This window comes from Sphingobium sp. LF-16, from assembly GCF_003711185.1.
Lineage (GTDB): Bacteria > Pseudomonadota > Alphaproteobacteria > Sphingomonadales > Sphingomonadaceae > Sphingobium > Sphingobium yanoikuyae_A.
In genome coordinates, this window is the sequence record NZ_CP029335.1 from 2,805,580 (window position 1) to 2,821,474 (window position 15,895).

Here is a 15,895-nt window from a genome sequence, read left to right on the forward strand (position 1 = left end):
AGGAGTGGGCCGCATGGCGGCAAGCCATCATCATGTCCGTCACTGGAGCCGCCGATCGGCGCTGGGCCTGATCGCCTGCGTGCCGCTGGGGATTGCGAGCATCGCCAATGCCGCCGAATGCGTCGATCCCGCCAGCCTGTCGGCCGCGCAGAAGAGCATGCGCAAGTCGCTGGGCTTTCGCACGTCGAGCGATGCGACCAAGCGCTGCGGCCTGTGCGCCTTTTTCACCGCCGCCCAGCCCGGTTGCGGCAAATGCGCGCTGCTGAGCGGCGGCATCGTGCCGGCCGAAGGCGTGTGCGACAGCTGGGCGAAGAAGAGCTGATGGCGAACCCAGCCCGCCAATATGTCTGGGACTTGCCCATCCGCCTGTTTCACTGGTCGCTGGTCGGCCTGATCGGCTTTTCCTGGTGGAGCGCGGAAACCTATCACATGGACTGGCATCGCCTGTCGGGTCAGGCCGTGCTGTTCCTGATCGCCTTTCGCCTGATCTGGGGCGTGATCGGATCGGGGCCTGCGCGCTTTGCCCAGTTCCTGCGCGGGCCGCGCGCGATCTTCGCCTATCTGACCGGCCGTGTGCCCGCGGCGCCGGGCCATAATCCGCTGGGCGGCTGGAGCGTGCTGGCGATGCTACTGGCGCTGTCGGTGCAAGTCGGCACCGGCCTGTTCGCGGTCGATATCGACGGCATCGAATCCGGGCCGCTGTCGCATCTGGTCGATTTCGATCAGGGCCGGCTCGCCTCCGAGATTCACGGCATCAGCTTCACCATCCTGCAGATGCTGATCGGCCTGCATGTCCTGGCGGTGCTGTTCTACCTGCTGGTGCGGCGGCGCAACCTGATCGGGCCGATGGTCAGCGGCCGCGCGAAAGTGACCGGCGAGCCGGTGGCGGTGCGGCGCGCGTCGCCTGTCGCCTTCGCCGTCGCCATCCTGCTGGCGGGCAGCCTCGCCTGGTGGGTCTTTGCCGATCCGATGCTGTGACAGACATGAAAGGGACGAGGATGAGGATGCACGATACAGCCCGGATGAAGCGGCCGATCGCGATGCTGGCACTGCTCTGCGCGGCACCGCTGGCGGCCGCGCCCGGCGATATCGTCGCCACCCGGATCGCGGGTTTTCGCGAGGTCGGCGCGGCGTTCAAGAATATCAATGACGAGCTGAAATCGGCCACGCCGCAAACCTATGTGATCCAGATTTCGGCGCGGCAGATCCGCGATTATGCGCGCCAGCAGCAGGGCTGGTTCCCGGCCGGCAGCGGCCTGAAACCCGGCGTCAAGACGGCGGCCAAGCCCGAAATCTGGAGCCAGCCGGCCGCATTCAAGGCGGCGCAGGACGGCTTTACCGCACAGGCCAACAGCTTCGCCACCGTGGCGGCGAGCGGCGACGTGGCGAAGATGCGGGTTGCGGCCAAGACGCTGGGGCAAAGCTGTGGCACCTGCCATCGCAGCTTCCGCGTCGAGGAGAAGCGCTGATGTGGCGCCGGGCGGCCGCGATCCTGTGGCTGGTGCAGCCGGCCGCGCTCTGGGCGCAGGCCGCCGACCTGCCGCCCGAGGCCGCGAGCGGCGAGCCGCTGCCGGCCGGCGTCAGCGTCCGCAAGGTCGGCGAGCAGAGCATCTATGTCGATGCCCATGGCCGCACCCTCTATGGCATGGACATGCGCGCCGTGACCGGGCGGACCGGGCATCAGCCGCTCTGGTGTTCGGGCGATTGCCTGATGCAATGGACGCCGCTGGCCGCGCCGGCCAAGGCGGAGATCGTGCCTGCACCGCCCGAGTTCGGCGGCGATCGCAAGGCGCCCCGGCTGAAGCAGGACGGCGCCGACTGGATCGTGATGCAGGGACCGAGCGGGCCGCAATGGGTCTATAAGCGGGTCAATCTGGTCTTCACCCATGCCGGCGATCGGCCCGGCACGATCGGGCATGAAGGCGAGGACGCTCTGGTCTGGAACAGCCTCAAATATGTGCCGGCCGCGCCCAAGATCGACGCGCCGGCCGATGTGACGGCGCGGCTGGTGGACGGACGCTATCTGCTGGTCGATGGTCAGGGGAATTTGCTGATTACGCATAAGGGCAAGGCCTGTGGCACGGCCTGCGCCGACTGGCGCGTCTTCCCGGCGGGCATGGCGCGGCGGGGCATGGGCGCCTGGACCGTGCGGCCCGATGGCGACCGCGCCCAATGGGCCTATCGCGACCGGCCGGTCTTCACCATCGCGGGCGACGACCCGGCGGACATTCCCGCCGAGGCCGAACCGCTGATCCCATGACATTTCGCAAGGAGAGGATGATCGTGCAGTATCATCGCACACTGGTCCTGCTGCTGGGCGCGCTGCCACTCGCGGCGTCGGTGCCGGCATCTGTGTCAGCGCAGGGCGATGCCCCCGCGAAACCCGCAGCGCTGCCCGCGCCGCCGGCCAATGGCGAGATGGGCTTCGTTGTCAGCCATTTCGCGCCCGCCATCTATCAGGGCAAGGAAGATTGCCCGCAGGGCCTGGCCGCCACCCTGCGCGAAAATTATCTCCAGACCCAGCCGGTTGGCGAGCGGGCGCGGCTGCTGGAAAAGGCGAACGAGAAAGAACTGACCGCGCGCTGGACCGGCTATGCCTTTGGTCCCGACAATATCAACATCTGCACCCATCCCGACAAGTTCGATCGGCCGCCCCAGCGCATGGTGCAGGGCAAGGTCGCGCAGGGGCTGAACCTGGACGATGATGCGGACGGCGCGGCGGCGGGCGACACGTGCGGCCATGCCAATTTTACCGGGCCTGCCGGCGAGCCAGGTGTCGACAACCAGATGTGGCGGGCGATGGGCTGCGTGCGCACCTGGCGCGGGGTCGACGGTATGGGCGGCGATATCGTCAAGGGCCTGACCCAGTTTCTGGTCAGCGGCGAACATAGCCAAGTGCTGTTGCTGAGCGGCGTCGACAGTCTGGAGAATGATCCCGACGTGACGGTGATCTACGCCAATACCGAGGATCGGGCGGTGGTGGATTCGCGCCAGAATTTCATCCCCGGCGCCAGCTACAGCGTCACCGCCAATGCCGCCCATCGCAATGTGCTGAAAGGGCGGATCGTCAATGGCGTGCTGACCACCGAGCCGGCCCATATCCGCCTGAAGCAGAATTGGGGCCAGGGATCGGAGCGGGACATTCGCGGCCGGCGCAACGAATATGATTTCACCAAGGCGCGGCTGCGCTTCACCTTCCAGCCGGACGGATCGATCAAGGGCATCGTCGGCGGCTATCAGCCGATCTGGAACGTGATGGCCAGCGCCTCGGTCGGTGGCGAGGGCGCGGCGACCACGGCCGGCTATGACTGCGCCGCCATGTATGCCGCCTTGAAGGCGATGGCCGATGGCGATCGCGATCCGGCGACCGGCCAGTGCCGCCGCATTTCCAGCGGCATGGAGGCCTGGGCCGTGCCCGCCTTCATCACCGACCGCCTGCCCCAGCCCAAGGTGGCGCAGCGATGAGCTGGCCGTTTCGCCGCCGGGCGCGCGGGGCGCTGCTCGCCGGATTGCTGCTGAGCGCCTGCACGGTCGAGAAGGCGCCGCAGACCGCCGCCACGCCCGAGGCCAGCTTCGCGCCCTTGAAGACGCCGCTGGGCCAGGTGGCGGGGATGCGCCGTCTGACCGAAGCGCAATATCGCAACAGCATCGCGGACATTTTCGGTCCCGACATCAAGGTGGCAGGCCGGTTCGAGCCGATCGTGCGGCCGGTGCATGAGTTGATCTCGACCGGCGCCAGCGCATCGACCATCTCACCCGCCGGACTGGAGCAGTTCGACGCGATGGCGCGCAATATCGCCGCGCAGGTCTTCGCGCCGGATCGCCGCGCCCAGTTCATGCCCTGCGCCCCGCGCGATGCAGCCGCACCCGATGCCGATTGCGCTGCGCGGACGCTGATGCCGATCGGCCGCTACCTGTTTCGCCGGCCGATGACGCAGGAAGAGATCGGCGCCTTCGTCATGATGGCCGGCAAGGGCGCTGGCGATGGCCAGGGTTTCTATGACGGGATGCAGCTGGCGCTCGCCGCCATGCTGGTATCGCCACAATTCCTCTACATCATCGAGAGCGCGGAGCCCGACCCGGAAGCGCCCGGCAGCCTGCGGCTCGACAATCATGCCCGCGCCGCGCGGCTGAGCTATCTGCTGTGGAACACGACGCCCAATGAGGCGCTGCTGCGCGCGGCCGACGAGGGCAAGCTGACCGATCCGGCCCAGCTCGCAGCAATCGCGCAGAAGATGGTGCGTTCGCCGCGGCTGGAGGACGGCGTGCGGGCCTTCTTCGCCGACATGCTGCTGTTCGAGAAGTTCGACGAGATGGCCAAGGACCAGATCGTCTATCCCCGCTTCAACCCCGATGTGGCGTCGGCCCTGTCCGAACAGATGCTGCGCATGATCGTCGACCAGCTGGTGACGCGGCAGGGCGATTATCGCGACCTGTTCACCACCCGGCGGACCTTCATCAACCGGGCGCTGGGGCCGCTCTATCAGGCCAAGGTGTCCAGCATGCAGGGCTGGGTGCCCTATGAATTTGCCGATGGCGACGATCGCGCCGGGCTGCTGGGCCAAGCCGGTTTCCTGGCGCTCTATTCCCATTCGGGGCGCAGTTCGCCGACCCTGCGCGGCCGGGCGATCCGCGAACTGCTGCTGTGCCAGCCGGTGCCCAATCCGCCTGGCAACGTCAATTTCACCGCCGTGCAGGATGTCGGCAACAAGGCGATGCCGACCGCGCGCATTCGCCTGAACGCCCATAACAGCGATCCGGTCTGTGCCGCCTGCCACAAGATCACCGACCCGCTGGGCCTGCCGCTGGAACGGTTTGACGGCATCGGCGCCTTCCGCCGGACCGAGAATGACGCGCCGATCGATACCGCCGGCGTGTTCGAGGGGACGGCCTTCCAGGGCAATGTCGGCCTGGGGCAGGCGCTGGCGGCGAGCAAATCGACCACCGAATGCGTTGCGGGGCGCGCTTTCCAATATGCGACCGGGCGCATGCCGGAGGATGAGGAGGCGACCGCCATGGCGCTGGAACAGGGTTTTGCTGCCGATGGCTATCGCATCCAGGCGCTGTTCCTGCGGGTCGCGACCATGGCCGATGCCTATCGCATCAGCACCCCACCGCTGGCCAAGCCGCAGGTCGCGATGATGACCAGCCCGCATATCCGTGAAGGAGACCGTCCATGAGCTTCACCCTCGATCGCCGCACTGCGCTGCGCGGCATGGTCAACGGCATGGCCGTGGCCGTCGGCCTGCCGCTGCTCGACATCTTCCTCGACGGCAACGGCACCGCCATGGCGGCGACCGGCGCGCCGATGCCGATCCGTTTCGGCACCTGGTTCTGGGGGCTGGGCGTCAATCCGCCGCGCTGGTTCCCCACTGCCGCCGGCAAGGATTATGAGCTGAAGGTCGAGCTGGCCTCGATCGAGGCGCTCAAGCACAAGGTCAATATCCTGGGCGATTTCACCCTGCCGCTCGATGGCAAGCCCAACCTGCCGCACATCAGCGGCGGCATCGGCATCCGCACCGGCATGGCGATCGATTCCGACCGGGGCCTGCCGGGGCCGTCCTTCGACGTGTCGATCGGCGATGTGATCGGCACCCGTACCCGTTTCCGCTCGATCGAACTGTCGGCGACCGGCGATCCGCGCAATTCGCTGTCCGGGCGCGGCAATGGCAATCTCAACCCGGCGGAAGTGTCGCCCGCCGCCCTTTATACAAGGCTGTTCGGCGCGGGCTTCCATGATCCCAACAGCGCGACCTTCACCCCCGATCCGGCGGTCATGGCGCGGCGCAGTGTCCTGTCCGGCGTGTCCGACCAGCGCCAGGCGCTGGAGGCGCGGCTGGGCGCGGCCGACAGGCAGCGGCTCGACCAATATTTCACCTCGCTGCGGCAGCTGGAAAACCAGCTCGACGTGCAGCTGACCAAGCCGGCGCCGATGCAGGCCTGTGTCGTCCCGCCCAAGGTGCCCGACCTGCCGGTCAATGCCGAGATCGAGAATGTGATGCGCAATCACGAGATCATGACCGATCTGCTGGTGATGGCGATGGCCTGCGACAATGTCCGGCTGTTCAACATGAACTTCAACAATGGCGCATCGTCGCTGACGCGGGTGGGCAGCACCATCACCCATCATCAGCTGACCCATGAGGAGGTGCTGGACAACCGGCTGGGCTATCAGCCCGAAGTCACCTTCTATGTCGACAAGTGCATGGAAGCCTGGACCTATTTCATCAAGGCGATGGACGCGGTGAAGGAAGGCGACCGCACCCTGCTGGATAACAGCCTGGTCTTTGCCCATAGCGAGACCGAGTTCGCCAAATTCCACACCATCGACAATATCCCGATGATGACGGCGGGATCGGCCGGCGGGCGCATCCATACCGGCCAATATATCACCGGCGACGGATCGCCGGTCAGCCGGGTCGGCCTGACCCTGCAACAGGCGATGGGCGTGCCGGTCGACCGTTGGGGCACGGGCAGTCTGGAGACGAACAAGATCATCCCCGGACTGATAGTTTGATCCCCTACTCGACCCGCGCTGCGTAAAGGCCGTGGTGCGACAGCATGAACAGGGTCTTGCCGTCCGGGCCGCCGAACAGCAGCTGTAGCGGCCGTTCGGGCACGTCGATCCGGCCGATCGGCTTGCCGTCGGGCGCGTAGACGAAGACCTGGCCATTGGCGACATAGACCCGGCCCTGCGCGTCGCTCACCACGCCCTCGCCACCGCGATCGGCGAAGGGCTTGAGGTCGGTGAGGGTACCGTTGCCGGCGACCAGCGCGCTGTAGGTACGGTTTTCCGATCCGTTGGTGACATAGATGCGCTGGCCCGGCTTGCCCTGGACGAAGCCATAGCTGTCGAGCGTGTGGGAGAAGCGCAGGCCGCGATGGTCGACCGGTCCCTGGGCGAAGACGCGCCAGGCCGGCAGGGCGATGCTGCCATCGGGCGAGACATAGGCCTGCGCATTGGGCTGCGCCGTGTCGCGGGCGAACATCTCGGCAAGCGTGGTGAACGCATAGGTCTTGGGATCGATCTGGTCCCTGAATTCGCCATTCACCCACCAGTTGACCGGGAAGATCGTGGCCGCGCTGCCCTGCCCCGCGGGCGTCACCGGGATAACGCTGACCTGCGTGTCGGGCGCGCCGGGGGTGACGCTGTAGACCGTACCGTTGCGGCCATAGGAGGAGAGCACGAGCAGGTTGCCCGACTTGTCGATGGTCAGGTTCACCGGATCGAGCGCGGCGTCGCGGATCATCTCCAGCCGGCCCGCGTCGGACCAGCGCCAGATGCGCTGGAAGAAACGGTCGATGAAATAGAGCCGGCCCTGTGCGTCCACCGCGCCGCCGCCCAACCCATAGAAGCCGTCAGCGAGCTTCTCCACGCTGGCGCCGCCAAAGGTCGAGGGGGCGACCGGATCGGGTTTCGCCGGCACATCCAACACAGCGAATTCGCGTTCGCGCACTTCCAGGCCGTGGGTGATGTCCTGAATCGCATTCTCGAACGGATATTTGGTGAGGCGCAGGAAGGTGCCGCAGCCATTTTCATCGCAGGTGCCGACCCCGCTTTCCGCGTTCACATGGACGTTGCGGAAGCGGATGTCGTGGGAATTGTAGAGCGACACGGCGGTCGGCGCAGGCTTGCGCGTGCGGGTGACGCGATAGCCGTGGAAATTGGCGACCAGGATGTTACGGGAGTCGCGGATTTCGAGCGCGACGGCATCGCCGCTCTCGCCCGCCTCCCCCTCGGTCTGGGGCGCCAGCAATTCCCAGTTTGCGACGCGGTTGAGGCCGATTTCGGTGCGGACATGATGTTCGACCGAGGCCTGGATCAACCGGCCCGGCGTGTCCGTGTCGGAGATCAATATGCCCGGATGGCCGAAGGTGCTGGGGCTCCAGATATTGGCGAAGGTGCCTCCGCCCCCCTGCGTCACCCAGAGGCTGGCATATTGGCCACCCCAGCGGCGCGATGCGTCGGGATCGGCGGTGGCGTTGTTGTTGTAGGGGGTGCGCCGGCTGCCGTCGAAGGCATCGGTGCCATGGCCGCCCTGGAACTTGACGTCGTTGACCATCGAGTTGGCGCCGGCCTTCCACAACAGGCCGGTCGCGCGCGGATTGGCACCATTGGTGTCGAGTGCCAGGCCGGCGACGATCGCATCGCCGCCCTGCGCGCTTTCAATGAGCGCCTTGGGCGCACCGACCCCCTGGAAGGCAGGCGTGCCGTCGGGCAGGACGATCTGGGTCAGGCTGGGGTGGAGGCCAAGCAGCACCGTGTCGGCGCGCAGCCGCAGCGTGTCGCTGACCTTGTAGAAGCCGGCAGGGAGGTAGACGACACGATGGCTGTCGATCGCCTTCTGCAGCACGGCGGTGTCGTCCGTGCTATTGTCGCCCTTCGCCCCCAAGGTGCGGACATTCACCCATTCGGAGACGGGCGGCAGCGGGCGAATGGCGGGCGCGCCGGGCGCCGGCAGGCTGGCGATCGGCTGCGCCTGCATATCGGTCTTGTAGTCGCCGATCCGGCCAAGCCCCGGCAGGGTCAGGCCATGGGTGAAGGAGGAGACCTTGTAAGCCTTCCCCTGCCCCGCCACCGTCCGGCCGCTTTCGCGGAAGCGGGCGAAGGTGGGCATGTTGGCGGCCAGTACATTCTGGAAGCCGACCTGGGTGTAGACATTCTTCTCGTTGGAGATGATGACGCCGGCCTTCGACACATTTTCGAACCGGACATCCTGACCCCAGAGCCAGTCGCCATAGCCCCGGTCAATCTCGATCCCGACCGGCACATTGCGGAAGGCGACATTGAGCAGGGTCAGGCCCGCTTCATGCTCGCGAATGGCGGCGTCGCGCTGTCCCTCGAAGGTCGCGTCGACCAGGGCGAAAGGCCAGGCCGGCGAGGTCTTTTCCGCGAGGATGCCATAGCGGCCGCCCTTGAAGTGCAGATCCTCCGCCTCGTTGGCGACATGGTAGAGGCCCGCGAGGCCCGAACCGATGTCGAAATCGACATGGCTGACGAAGCTGTGCTGGGCGGAATGGAAGCGGATCGCGGTCGCCGCCGGATTGCCGTCCATGATGCGGAAATCGATATTGCCGAGCGCGGAATAGAAGGTGCCCGGATTGGCGTCGGCAATTGTCTTGTCGAACGGCACGCTGCCGGCCGGCGGGAAGGCGGCGGGCCAGCTGTCCTTGTCGGTCTGACGCTTGCCACCGGTGAAGATCAGCATATGGGCGACGCCGCGCTGGAAACCGGGCGTGTTGGTGCCGAGCAGGATCACCGGACGCTGGGCGCCGATGCCGAAGATGCGCACGCCCGGCCACAGGAACAGGGTGCGGCTGATGCGATAGGTGCCCTGGGGCAGGAAGACGATGCCGCCGCCGGGCGTCGCGGCGGCGGCATCGAGCGCCTGCTGGATCGCGGCGCTGTCATCGGCGCGGCCATCGCCCACGCCCTTCACCGTCACGGCGCGCGCATCGTCGGGCATGGCGGTATAGACGGACGGGGAAGCGGCGGCGGGCTGTGCTGCGGCCAGGCACAGCAGGACGGATGCGCAGGCTCCGCTCAATCCACGATACATCTATCAGGCTCCGTAAAAAGAAGATGTCCCGGCCGTGCAGGACCGGGACAAGTTTGGGGGGAGAGATGTTATGTTTTATCAGAAATTGAAGCGGACACCGGCGCGATAGATGCGGCCCAGCGTGTCGTAGAGCGCCGGGTTGATATCGAGACCGGTGTTGGTCTGGGGCGAGGCGACCGGATCCTTGTCGAACAGATTGTCGACCTTGCCATAAAGGGAGACACGATCGCTGAACTTGAAGGTGGCGCCGATGTCGACATAGAAGGCCCCCTTCATCTTGTTATAGTCGATGGTCGGGTGGTTCGCGGTCGAGGTCGGGCAGGACGACTGGCACACGACATATTGGTTGCCGAAGGTGCCGTCGCTGATCCAGCGTTCCTGCACCGTCAGGCTGAACTTGCCGCTGTCATAGGTCTGCACCGCCAGCCATTTCCAGTCGGGGGTGTTGCCGTTGTTGGCGCCAGCCTGATCGACCGGATCGACACCGGCAATGCCCGCCTCCACAATGAACTTGCGGATATGGGTGCCCAGCGCGCGGACGGTGAAGCTGCCCGGCAGGCCGAGCGGCTGCTGCCACTGATAGCTCGCCTCGATATCGAAGCCGCTGGTCCGCCAGGAGGCAAGGTTGAACGGCTGGACATTGATATAGTTGAGGCTGGGATTGGCATTGTCGAGGCTAAAGCCGCCACAGAAGGCCTGATTGCCGTCATAGCAAAACTGGACGATCTGCTGCGCCGACAGGCTGGAGACGACGCCCTTCAGCTTGATGTCATAATAGTCGAACGACAGGCTGAGGCCCGGCAGCCAGGAGGGACGCGCCAGCACGATGCCGATTTCGGTGTTGCGGGCGATTTCCGGCTTCAGATTGGGATTGCCGATGGTGTTCTGGAATGCCTGAACCGCTGCGCCCTGGAAGGGATCGCTGAAGTTCGGCAGGGTCGTGACGGTCGGCGCGGCGAACAGTTCCGACAGGTTCGGCGCCCGGACGTCGCGCGAGGTGACGGCGCGCAGGCGGATGCCGTCGAGCGGCGTGTCCCAGGTGCCGCCGACCTTCCACGCCCAGACCGTGCCCGACGTGCTGTAATGGGTGCCACGGCCCGCGGCGTTCAAATTGGCGCGGCCGACCGCCTCGCTGTCGAACAGCGGCATGTCGATTTCCACGAAGCCTTCATAGACTTCATATTTGCCGCGACCATTCTTGTAATTGCCGGCTGCCCAGTTGCTGCCCTGCGCACCGTTGAGCAGCGGGTCGGCCGGATAATCGGCGCTGTTGGGGCTGAGGTCGGACACGCCCGCGCCATAGGGGTCGGCGTTCACGCGATAGAATTCGCGGCGATATTCGGCACCGAAGGCGACCGACAGCGGTCCCGCCCACAATTCCACCGGATTGCCCGAGAAGTTGAGGCTGGCGACGTCCTGGGTCAGCTTGGTGTGCTGGAACGGACCATTGTCATGCGGCGCGACATAGGCGAGCGCGGCGGCCGAGGGGGTGAAGCCACCGAAGATGTTGATCGGCTGGCAACCCAGCGCGCGGGCGGCCGGATCGGCGCAGACGATCGCGCCGTTCAGTTCGATCGCATTGGCCGCTGCGGCATAGCGGTTCTGCAGCACGATATCCTTCACCCGGATGTCCGAGATGGTGATGCCATGCTCATAATAGGCGTCATAATTCCAGTCGGTGCCGGCCGCGCCGAACTTGCCCTTGGCGCCGGCGACGAAGCGATATTGCTTGCGATCGGTATAGACCTGCGGATCGGGGAAGGCGGCGTTGGACGAGCCGAAGCCGAAGGAGGTAATGCCGGCCGTGGCGCACTGGTCGCGCACCGACTGAGGCAGATAGGGGTTGGAACATTGGACGGTCAGGTTGGCGCGGCCATAGCCGGGGCTGGGCTGGTTGTTGGTCTTCACCTGCGCGACATTGACCGTGACATAGGCTTCGTTGTTGTCGGCGAAATCATAGCCGATCCGGCCATAGCCGTTGATGCGTTCCAGCGAGGATTTGAGCGAGGCGCCCGAGCCGGGTGCGCCCGACAGGTCGCCGCCCTCGCAGAAGCTGTTGCCGCGATAGCAGTTGGTGACCGCGCCGGTGCCGGTCGGCGTACCGTTCGAGCCATAGTTGAACTGATAGGGATTGCCATTCTGGTCGAAGGCTATGCCCTGCAGCGGGCCATTGTTGATCAGGCCGTAGCGGGCATATTGATAGGGCTGGGCATAGTCGCGGTAATTATATTGCGGCAGGCCATTGTTGGTCTGGCCGGTATTCATCAGCGTGGTGGCGCGATACCAGTTGCGGCTGCCGGCCAGATCGGTGCCGAAGTCGCCGGCGCCCACGCCGCCTTCATGGTCATATTCGCCGCTGACGACGACATGCAGGCGATCATCCATGAAGGATTTGCCGTAGGCGGCCTGGACCAGCGCGGTTTCGTCATCGCCATATTTGGTGATGCTGCCCAGGATATTGCCCTTGAAGCCTTCAAAATGGGTGTCGGTGATGAAGTTGACGACGCCGCCGACCGCATCCGAACCATAGGAGGCCGACGCGCCGCCGGTGACGACATCGACGCGCTTCACCAGCAGCTGCGGAAACATCGAGATGTCGGGCACGCCGGTGACATTGGCGCCGACGACGCGCTGGCCGTCGAGCAGGGTCAGGGTGCGGATCGCGCCCAGGCCACGCAGCGAGAAGGAGCTGAGGCCCTGCTGGCCGCTGGACGTGGAGAAGGTGCCGGTGGCGGCGCCGGTCGAGCCCTGGAGCGAGGGCAGCTGGGCGATGGTGTTGAAGATGTTGGGCTGGGCGTTGTTGGCGATCTGCTCCTCACCGATGACGGTGGTGGGCGTCGGCGCATTGAAGCCGCTGGTGGTGATGCGCGATCCGGTGACGATGATGTCGGCGCTCTGTGCGGCAGGCGCATCGCTCGTCTGGGCCTGCGGCACGGGTTCGGCCGCCGGTTCGGTCTGGGCCTGGGCGGTGCCGGCCAGCGCCATGATGGCGACGGCGGCCAGGCTGACGCCCGCCATATGCCGGTGGATTGCGATCTGCACGTTCATTCCTCTTCCCCTCTTGTCACCAGGCGCCCTCCCGGCGTCGGCGCGCCCATGGCGGGCTATTGTGTGAGTATTAATCCCGAGCGGTCGCCACCGCACTTACGACATAGGTCGTAGGCGGCGGCGAACCGTCGCTTTTTCAGGGCTTTGCGGCGTAGAGCGCGTGATGCGTCAGGATGAAAAGCGTGCGTTTGTCGGGGCCGCCGAACAGGATCTGGAGCGGCCGGTCGGGCACATCGATCCGGCCCGTTTCCTTGCCGTCGGGGCCGTAGACGAATATCTGGCCATTGGCGACGAACACCCTGCCCTGCCCGTCCACCGCGACGCTTTCGCCGCCGCGATTGGCGAAGGGCTTGAGCGCCGTCAGCGTGCCGCCCGGCCCTACCGTGCCGCTATAGGTGATATTCTCCGACCCGTTGGTGACGAACAGGCGATCGCCGATCTTGCCGGAAACGAAGCCATTGGCGTTGAGCCCGTCGGACCAGCGCCAGCCGGTGTGATCGATCGGCCCCTGCTGCCAGACGCGAAAGGCCGGCAAGGACAGGCTGCCGTCGGGTGAGACATATTCCTTGGCCTTGGGCGTGCCGACGTCACGGGCGAACATTTCGGCCAGCGTCGTGAACTCGTAGGTCTTGGGGTCGAGCTGGTCGCGAAACTCGCCATTATTCCACCAGTTGACCGGCAGCAGCGTCTTGCCCGCGCCAGTGCTGCGCACCGGAGTCGGCTGGATCAGCGTCAGCGCGTCCTTGGGGCCAGCCGGGTCGAAAGAATAGGCGCCGCCCTTCGCGCCGAGCGAGGACAGGACCATGACATGACCCGAAGCGTCGATGGCGAGATTGACCGGATCGAGCGCATGGTCGCGGACGATTTCCAGCCCCTTGCCCTCGCTCCAACGGTGGATGCGCTGGAAGCGGCGATCGATGAAATAGAGCGCCCCCTGTGCATCGACTGCCGCGCCGGAGATCGACCAGAAGCCATCCTCCAGCTTCTCGACCTTCGTGCCCGAAGGCGCGACCGCAGGGACCGCGCTGCCGGCCGGGCCGATATCCAGTGCGGCAAACTCACGCTCGCGCACCAGCAGCTTGCGGCTGACATCCTCGATCGCATTGTCGAACGGATATTTGCTGGCGCGCAGGAAGGTGCCGCAGCCTTCATCGTCGCAGGTGGCATAACCGCTCTCGCCATTCACATGGACGTTGCGGAAGCGGATATTGCCGGAGTTGGTGATCTTCACCGCGCTCTTTTCCGGCGCATAGGTGCGGGTCACGCGATAGCCATGATAATTGGCGAACAGCAGGTTGCTGGAGTTGCGGATATCGAGCGAGATGGCGTCGGGGCCATCATCGACCTCCTGCTCGGTCTGGGGTGCCAGAAACTCCCAATTATGGACGTTATCGAGCACGAATTCATTGCGGGCATGATGTTCGACCGACATTTCATAGACATGGCCGGGCGTGTCGGTGTCGGTGATGTAGAAGCCCGCTTGGGCAAAGCTGTTGGGGCTCCAGACATCGGCGAAGGTGCCGCCGCCGCCATCCGTCACCCAGATGCTGGGATATTGGGCGTCGAGCCGGCTGTCGGTGACCGGATCACCGGTGTTGACGCGCAGCGTGCCGAGCATCTTGCCATCGGCGGTGGGCGTGCCGCCGCCACCCATGATCTTGACGTCCTCGACCAGGCTCTGTTCGCCCGATCGCCAGAGCAGAGCGGAGGCGCGCGGGTTCACCCGGCCGGTGAAAAGGCCAAGGCCGGAGAGGATATTGTCGCCGCCCTTGCGGCTTTCGAGGATCGGCAGGACGGCGCCGAGGCCGGCATGTTTGGGGTTATTGTCGGGAATGAAGAGCTGGGTGATGGCCGGGTGCAGGCCGATGAGGATGCTGTCCGGCCGTAGGGTCAGCCTGTCCGTCACCTTGTAGAAGCCGGTCGGGAAATAGAGGATGCGGTTGGCGTCGATCGCCTTTTGCAGGGCGGCGGTGTCGTCCGCCTTGCCGTCGCCGACTGCGCCCAGGGTGCGGACATTGACCCACTGGTCCATCGGCGGCAGGTCGCGGATCGCGGGCGCACGCGGCGCCGGCATGGCGGAGAGCGGCTGAATGTCGGCGGTGGTGGCATAGTCGCCCGTGTGGCCGAGTGCGGGCACGGCGAGGCCATAGGAGAAATTGGCGATCCTATAGGCCTTGCCCTTGCCGTCGATCGTCCTGCCGCTGTCGCGGAAGCGGGCGAAGACCGGGCTGTTGACCGCCAGGGCGTTTTCGAATCCGACCTGGGTGAAGACATTCTTCTCGTTCGAGATGACGACCCCGGCCCTGGACACATTTTCGAACCGGACATCCTTGCCCCAGAGGCTGTCGCTGTAGCCCCGGTCGATCTCGATCCCGACCGGCGTGTTCCTGATCGCGACATTGACGAGGGTAAGGTCGACCTCATGCTCGCGGATCGCCGCGTCGCGCTGGCCGTCGAAGGTCGAATCGAGCAGGGTGAACTGCCAGGCGGGCGAGGTTTTTTCGGTGACGATGCCGTATCGGCCGCCCTGGAAATGGACATTCTCGATCACGTTTCCGGCCTGATAGACGCCGGCAAAGGCGGTGCCGAGGCGGAATTCCATATGGCTCAAGAAAGCATGCTGGGCCATGCGGAAGCGCACGCCGGCGGCGGCCGGATTGCCGGCGCCGATCTCGATATCGACATTGCTCATCGACGAATAGAAGGTGCCCGAATTGGCATCCCGCACGACCTTGTCGCGGGGCACGACGGTCGGCACCGGGACCGGCACCTTGCCGACCTGATATTGATCGCCGCCGGCGAAGATCACCATGGTCGACACGCCCTGCTGGAAGCCCGGCGTGTTGGCGCCGAGCAGGATCACCGGGCGGGTCGGGCCGACGCCATAGACGCGCACGCCCGCCGGCACGATCAGCGAGCGGGTGATACGATAGGTGCCCGATGGCAGGAAGACGATGCCATGGCCGGTCGCGTCGCGGGCCTGGTCGAGCGCCTGCTGGATCGCGGCGCTGTCGTCGGCACGGCCGTCGCCGACGGCCTTCACCGTCACCGCATGGGGCTCGGCCGGCGCGACCGGGAAGACCGAGGTCGTCGCGGCGAAGGCCGGTGCCCCAAGCGTTGTTGCCGCCAGCAAAGCCGCGATCATGCTGCGTCCGATCATGTCCGCCTCCCATCCTCATTTTTATAGATGGTGCATGGCTAGGGGAGCGGTCGCGGCTTGGCACTTGCGACAAAGGTCGTAGTTTTCCTGCGGGGTGGCGCGGCCTTATAGCGGAAAAACCAATCCC

General features: G+C 65.7%; 10 protein-coding genes. 7 read left to right on the forward strand and 3 right to left on the reverse strand.

The genetic code is table 11. The features are described from left to right. Nucleotides 1–13 precede the first annotated feature (13 nt). Genes DIZ22_RS13150 through DIZ22_RS13180 form a run of 7 tightly spaced genes read left to right on the forward strand, consistent with a single transcriptional unit; the run spans nt 14 to nt 6,517 of the window. Nucleotides 14–322 (forward strand): high-potential iron-sulfur protein, encoded by a 309-nt coding sequence (locus tag DIZ22_RS13150; RefSeq protein WP_122928277.1) that lies wholly within the window; start codon nt 14–16, stop codon nt 320–322. Beyond that, nucleotides 322–978, forward strand: a complete 657-nt coding sequence (locus tag DIZ22_RS13155) for a cytochrome b/b6 domain-containing protein (protein WP_122928278.1) — start codon at nt 322–324, stop codon at nt 976–978. The genes DIZ22_RS13150 and DIZ22_RS13155 overlap by 1 nt, the downstream gene beginning before the upstream one ends. Nucleotides 979–1,004: 26 nt before the next feature. Then, complete coding sequence (locus DIZ22_RS13160) at nt 1,005–1,469, forward strand: cytochrome c (protein WP_122928279.1); 465 nt, start codon at nt 1,005–1,007, stop codon at nt 1,467–1,469. Then, nucleotides 1,469–2,260 carry a hypothetical protein gene (locus DIZ22_RS13165; protein ID WP_122928280.1) on the forward strand — a complete coding sequence of 264 codons (792 nt, stop codon included), beginning with the start codon at nt 1,469–1,471 and terminating at the stop codon, nt 2,258–2,260. The genes DIZ22_RS13160 and DIZ22_RS13165 overlap by 1 nt, the downstream gene beginning before the upstream one ends. A 17-nt stretch (nt 2,261–2,277) precedes the next feature. After that, nucleotides 2,278–3,465, forward strand: a complete 1,188-nt coding sequence (locus DIZ22_RS13170; RefSeq protein WP_122928281.1) for a hypothetical protein — start codon at nt 2,278–2,280, stop codon at nt 3,463–3,465. Next, nucleotides 3,462–5,180, forward strand: coding sequence for a DUF1592 domain-containing protein (locus DIZ22_RS13175; RefSeq protein WP_122928282.1), 1,719 nt, complete (start codon nt 3,462–3,464; stop codon nt 5,178–5,180). The genes DIZ22_RS13170 and DIZ22_RS13175 overlap by 4 nt, the downstream gene beginning before the upstream one ends. After that, entirely contained in the window at nt 5,177–6,517 is a 1,341-nt protein-coding gene (locus DIZ22_RS13180) for a DUF1552 domain-containing protein (protein WP_122928283.1), read from the forward strand. The genes DIZ22_RS13175 and DIZ22_RS13180 overlap by 4 nt, the downstream gene beginning before the upstream one ends. Nucleotides 6,518–6,521: 4 nt before the next feature. Here the strand turns inward: DIZ22_RS13180 and DIZ22_RS13185 are convergent, their stop codons facing one another. The 3 genes from DIZ22_RS13185 to DIZ22_RS13195 all read right to left on the reverse strand — a co-directional run bounded on the left by DIZ22_RS13185 (nt 6,522) and on the right by DIZ22_RS13195 (nt 15,768). After that, nucleotides 6,522–9,560 (reverse strand): glycosyl hydrolase family 28-related protein, encoded by a 3,039-nt coding sequence (locus DIZ22_RS13185; protein WP_122928284.1) that lies wholly within the window; start codon nt 9,558–9,560, stop codon nt 6,522–6,524. A 78-nt stretch (nt 9,561–9,638) separates the two neighbouring features. Beyond that, complete coding sequence (locus DIZ22_RS13190; RefSeq protein WP_122928285.1) at nt 9,639–12,608, reverse strand: TonB-dependent receptor; 2,970 nt, start codon at nt 12,606–12,608, stop codon at nt 9,639–9,641. A 136-nt stretch (nt 12,609–12,744) separates the two neighbouring features. Further along, on the reverse strand, nt 12,745–15,768 hold the full coding sequence (locus DIZ22_RS13195) for a glycosyl hydrolase family 28-related protein (RefSeq protein WP_122928286.1): 3,024 nt from the start codon (nt 15,766–15,768) through the stop codon (nt 12,745–12,747). Nucleotides 15,769–15,895: the final 127 nt, after the last annotated feature.

Coding starts and splice junctions, on each gene's coding strand:
- DIZ22_RS13175 (WP_122928282.1), top strand. CDS start 3,462: ATGAGCTGGCCGTTTCGCCGCCGGGCGCGCGGGGCGCTGCTCGCCGGA.
- DIZ22_RS13150 (WP_122928277.1), top strand. CDS start 14: ATGGCGGCAAGCCATCATCATGTCCGTCACTGGAGCCGCCGATCGGCG.
- DIZ22_RS13165 (WP_122928280.1), top strand. CDS start 1,469: ATGTGGCGCCGGGCGGCCGCGATCCTGTGGCTGGTGCAGCCGGCCGCG.
- DIZ22_RS13195 (WP_122928286.1), bottom strand. CDS start 15,768: ATGATCGGACGCAGCATGATCGCGGCTTTGCTGGCGGCAACAACGCTT.
- DIZ22_RS13155 (WP_122928278.1), top strand. CDS start 322: ATGGCGAACCCAGCCCGCCAATATGTCTGGGACTTGCCCATCCGCCTG.
- DIZ22_RS13190 (WP_122928285.1), bottom strand. CDS start 12,608: ATGAACGTGCAGATCGCAATCCACCGGCATATGGCGGGCGTCAGCCTG.
- DIZ22_RS13170 (WP_122928281.1), top strand. CDS start 2,278: ATGATCGTGCAGTATCATCGCACACTGGTCCTGCTGCTGGGCGCGCTG.
- DIZ22_RS13185 (WP_122928284.1), bottom strand. CDS start 9,560: ATGTATCGTGGATTGAGCGGAGCCTGCGCATCCGTCCTGCTGTGCCTG.
- DIZ22_RS13180 (WP_122928283.1), top strand. CDS start 5,177: ATGAGCTTCACCCTCGATCGCCGCACTGCGCTGCGCGGCATGGTCAAC.
- DIZ22_RS13160 (WP_122928279.1), top strand. CDS start 1,005: ATGCACGATACAGCCCGGATGAAGCGGCCGATCGCGATGCTGGCACTG.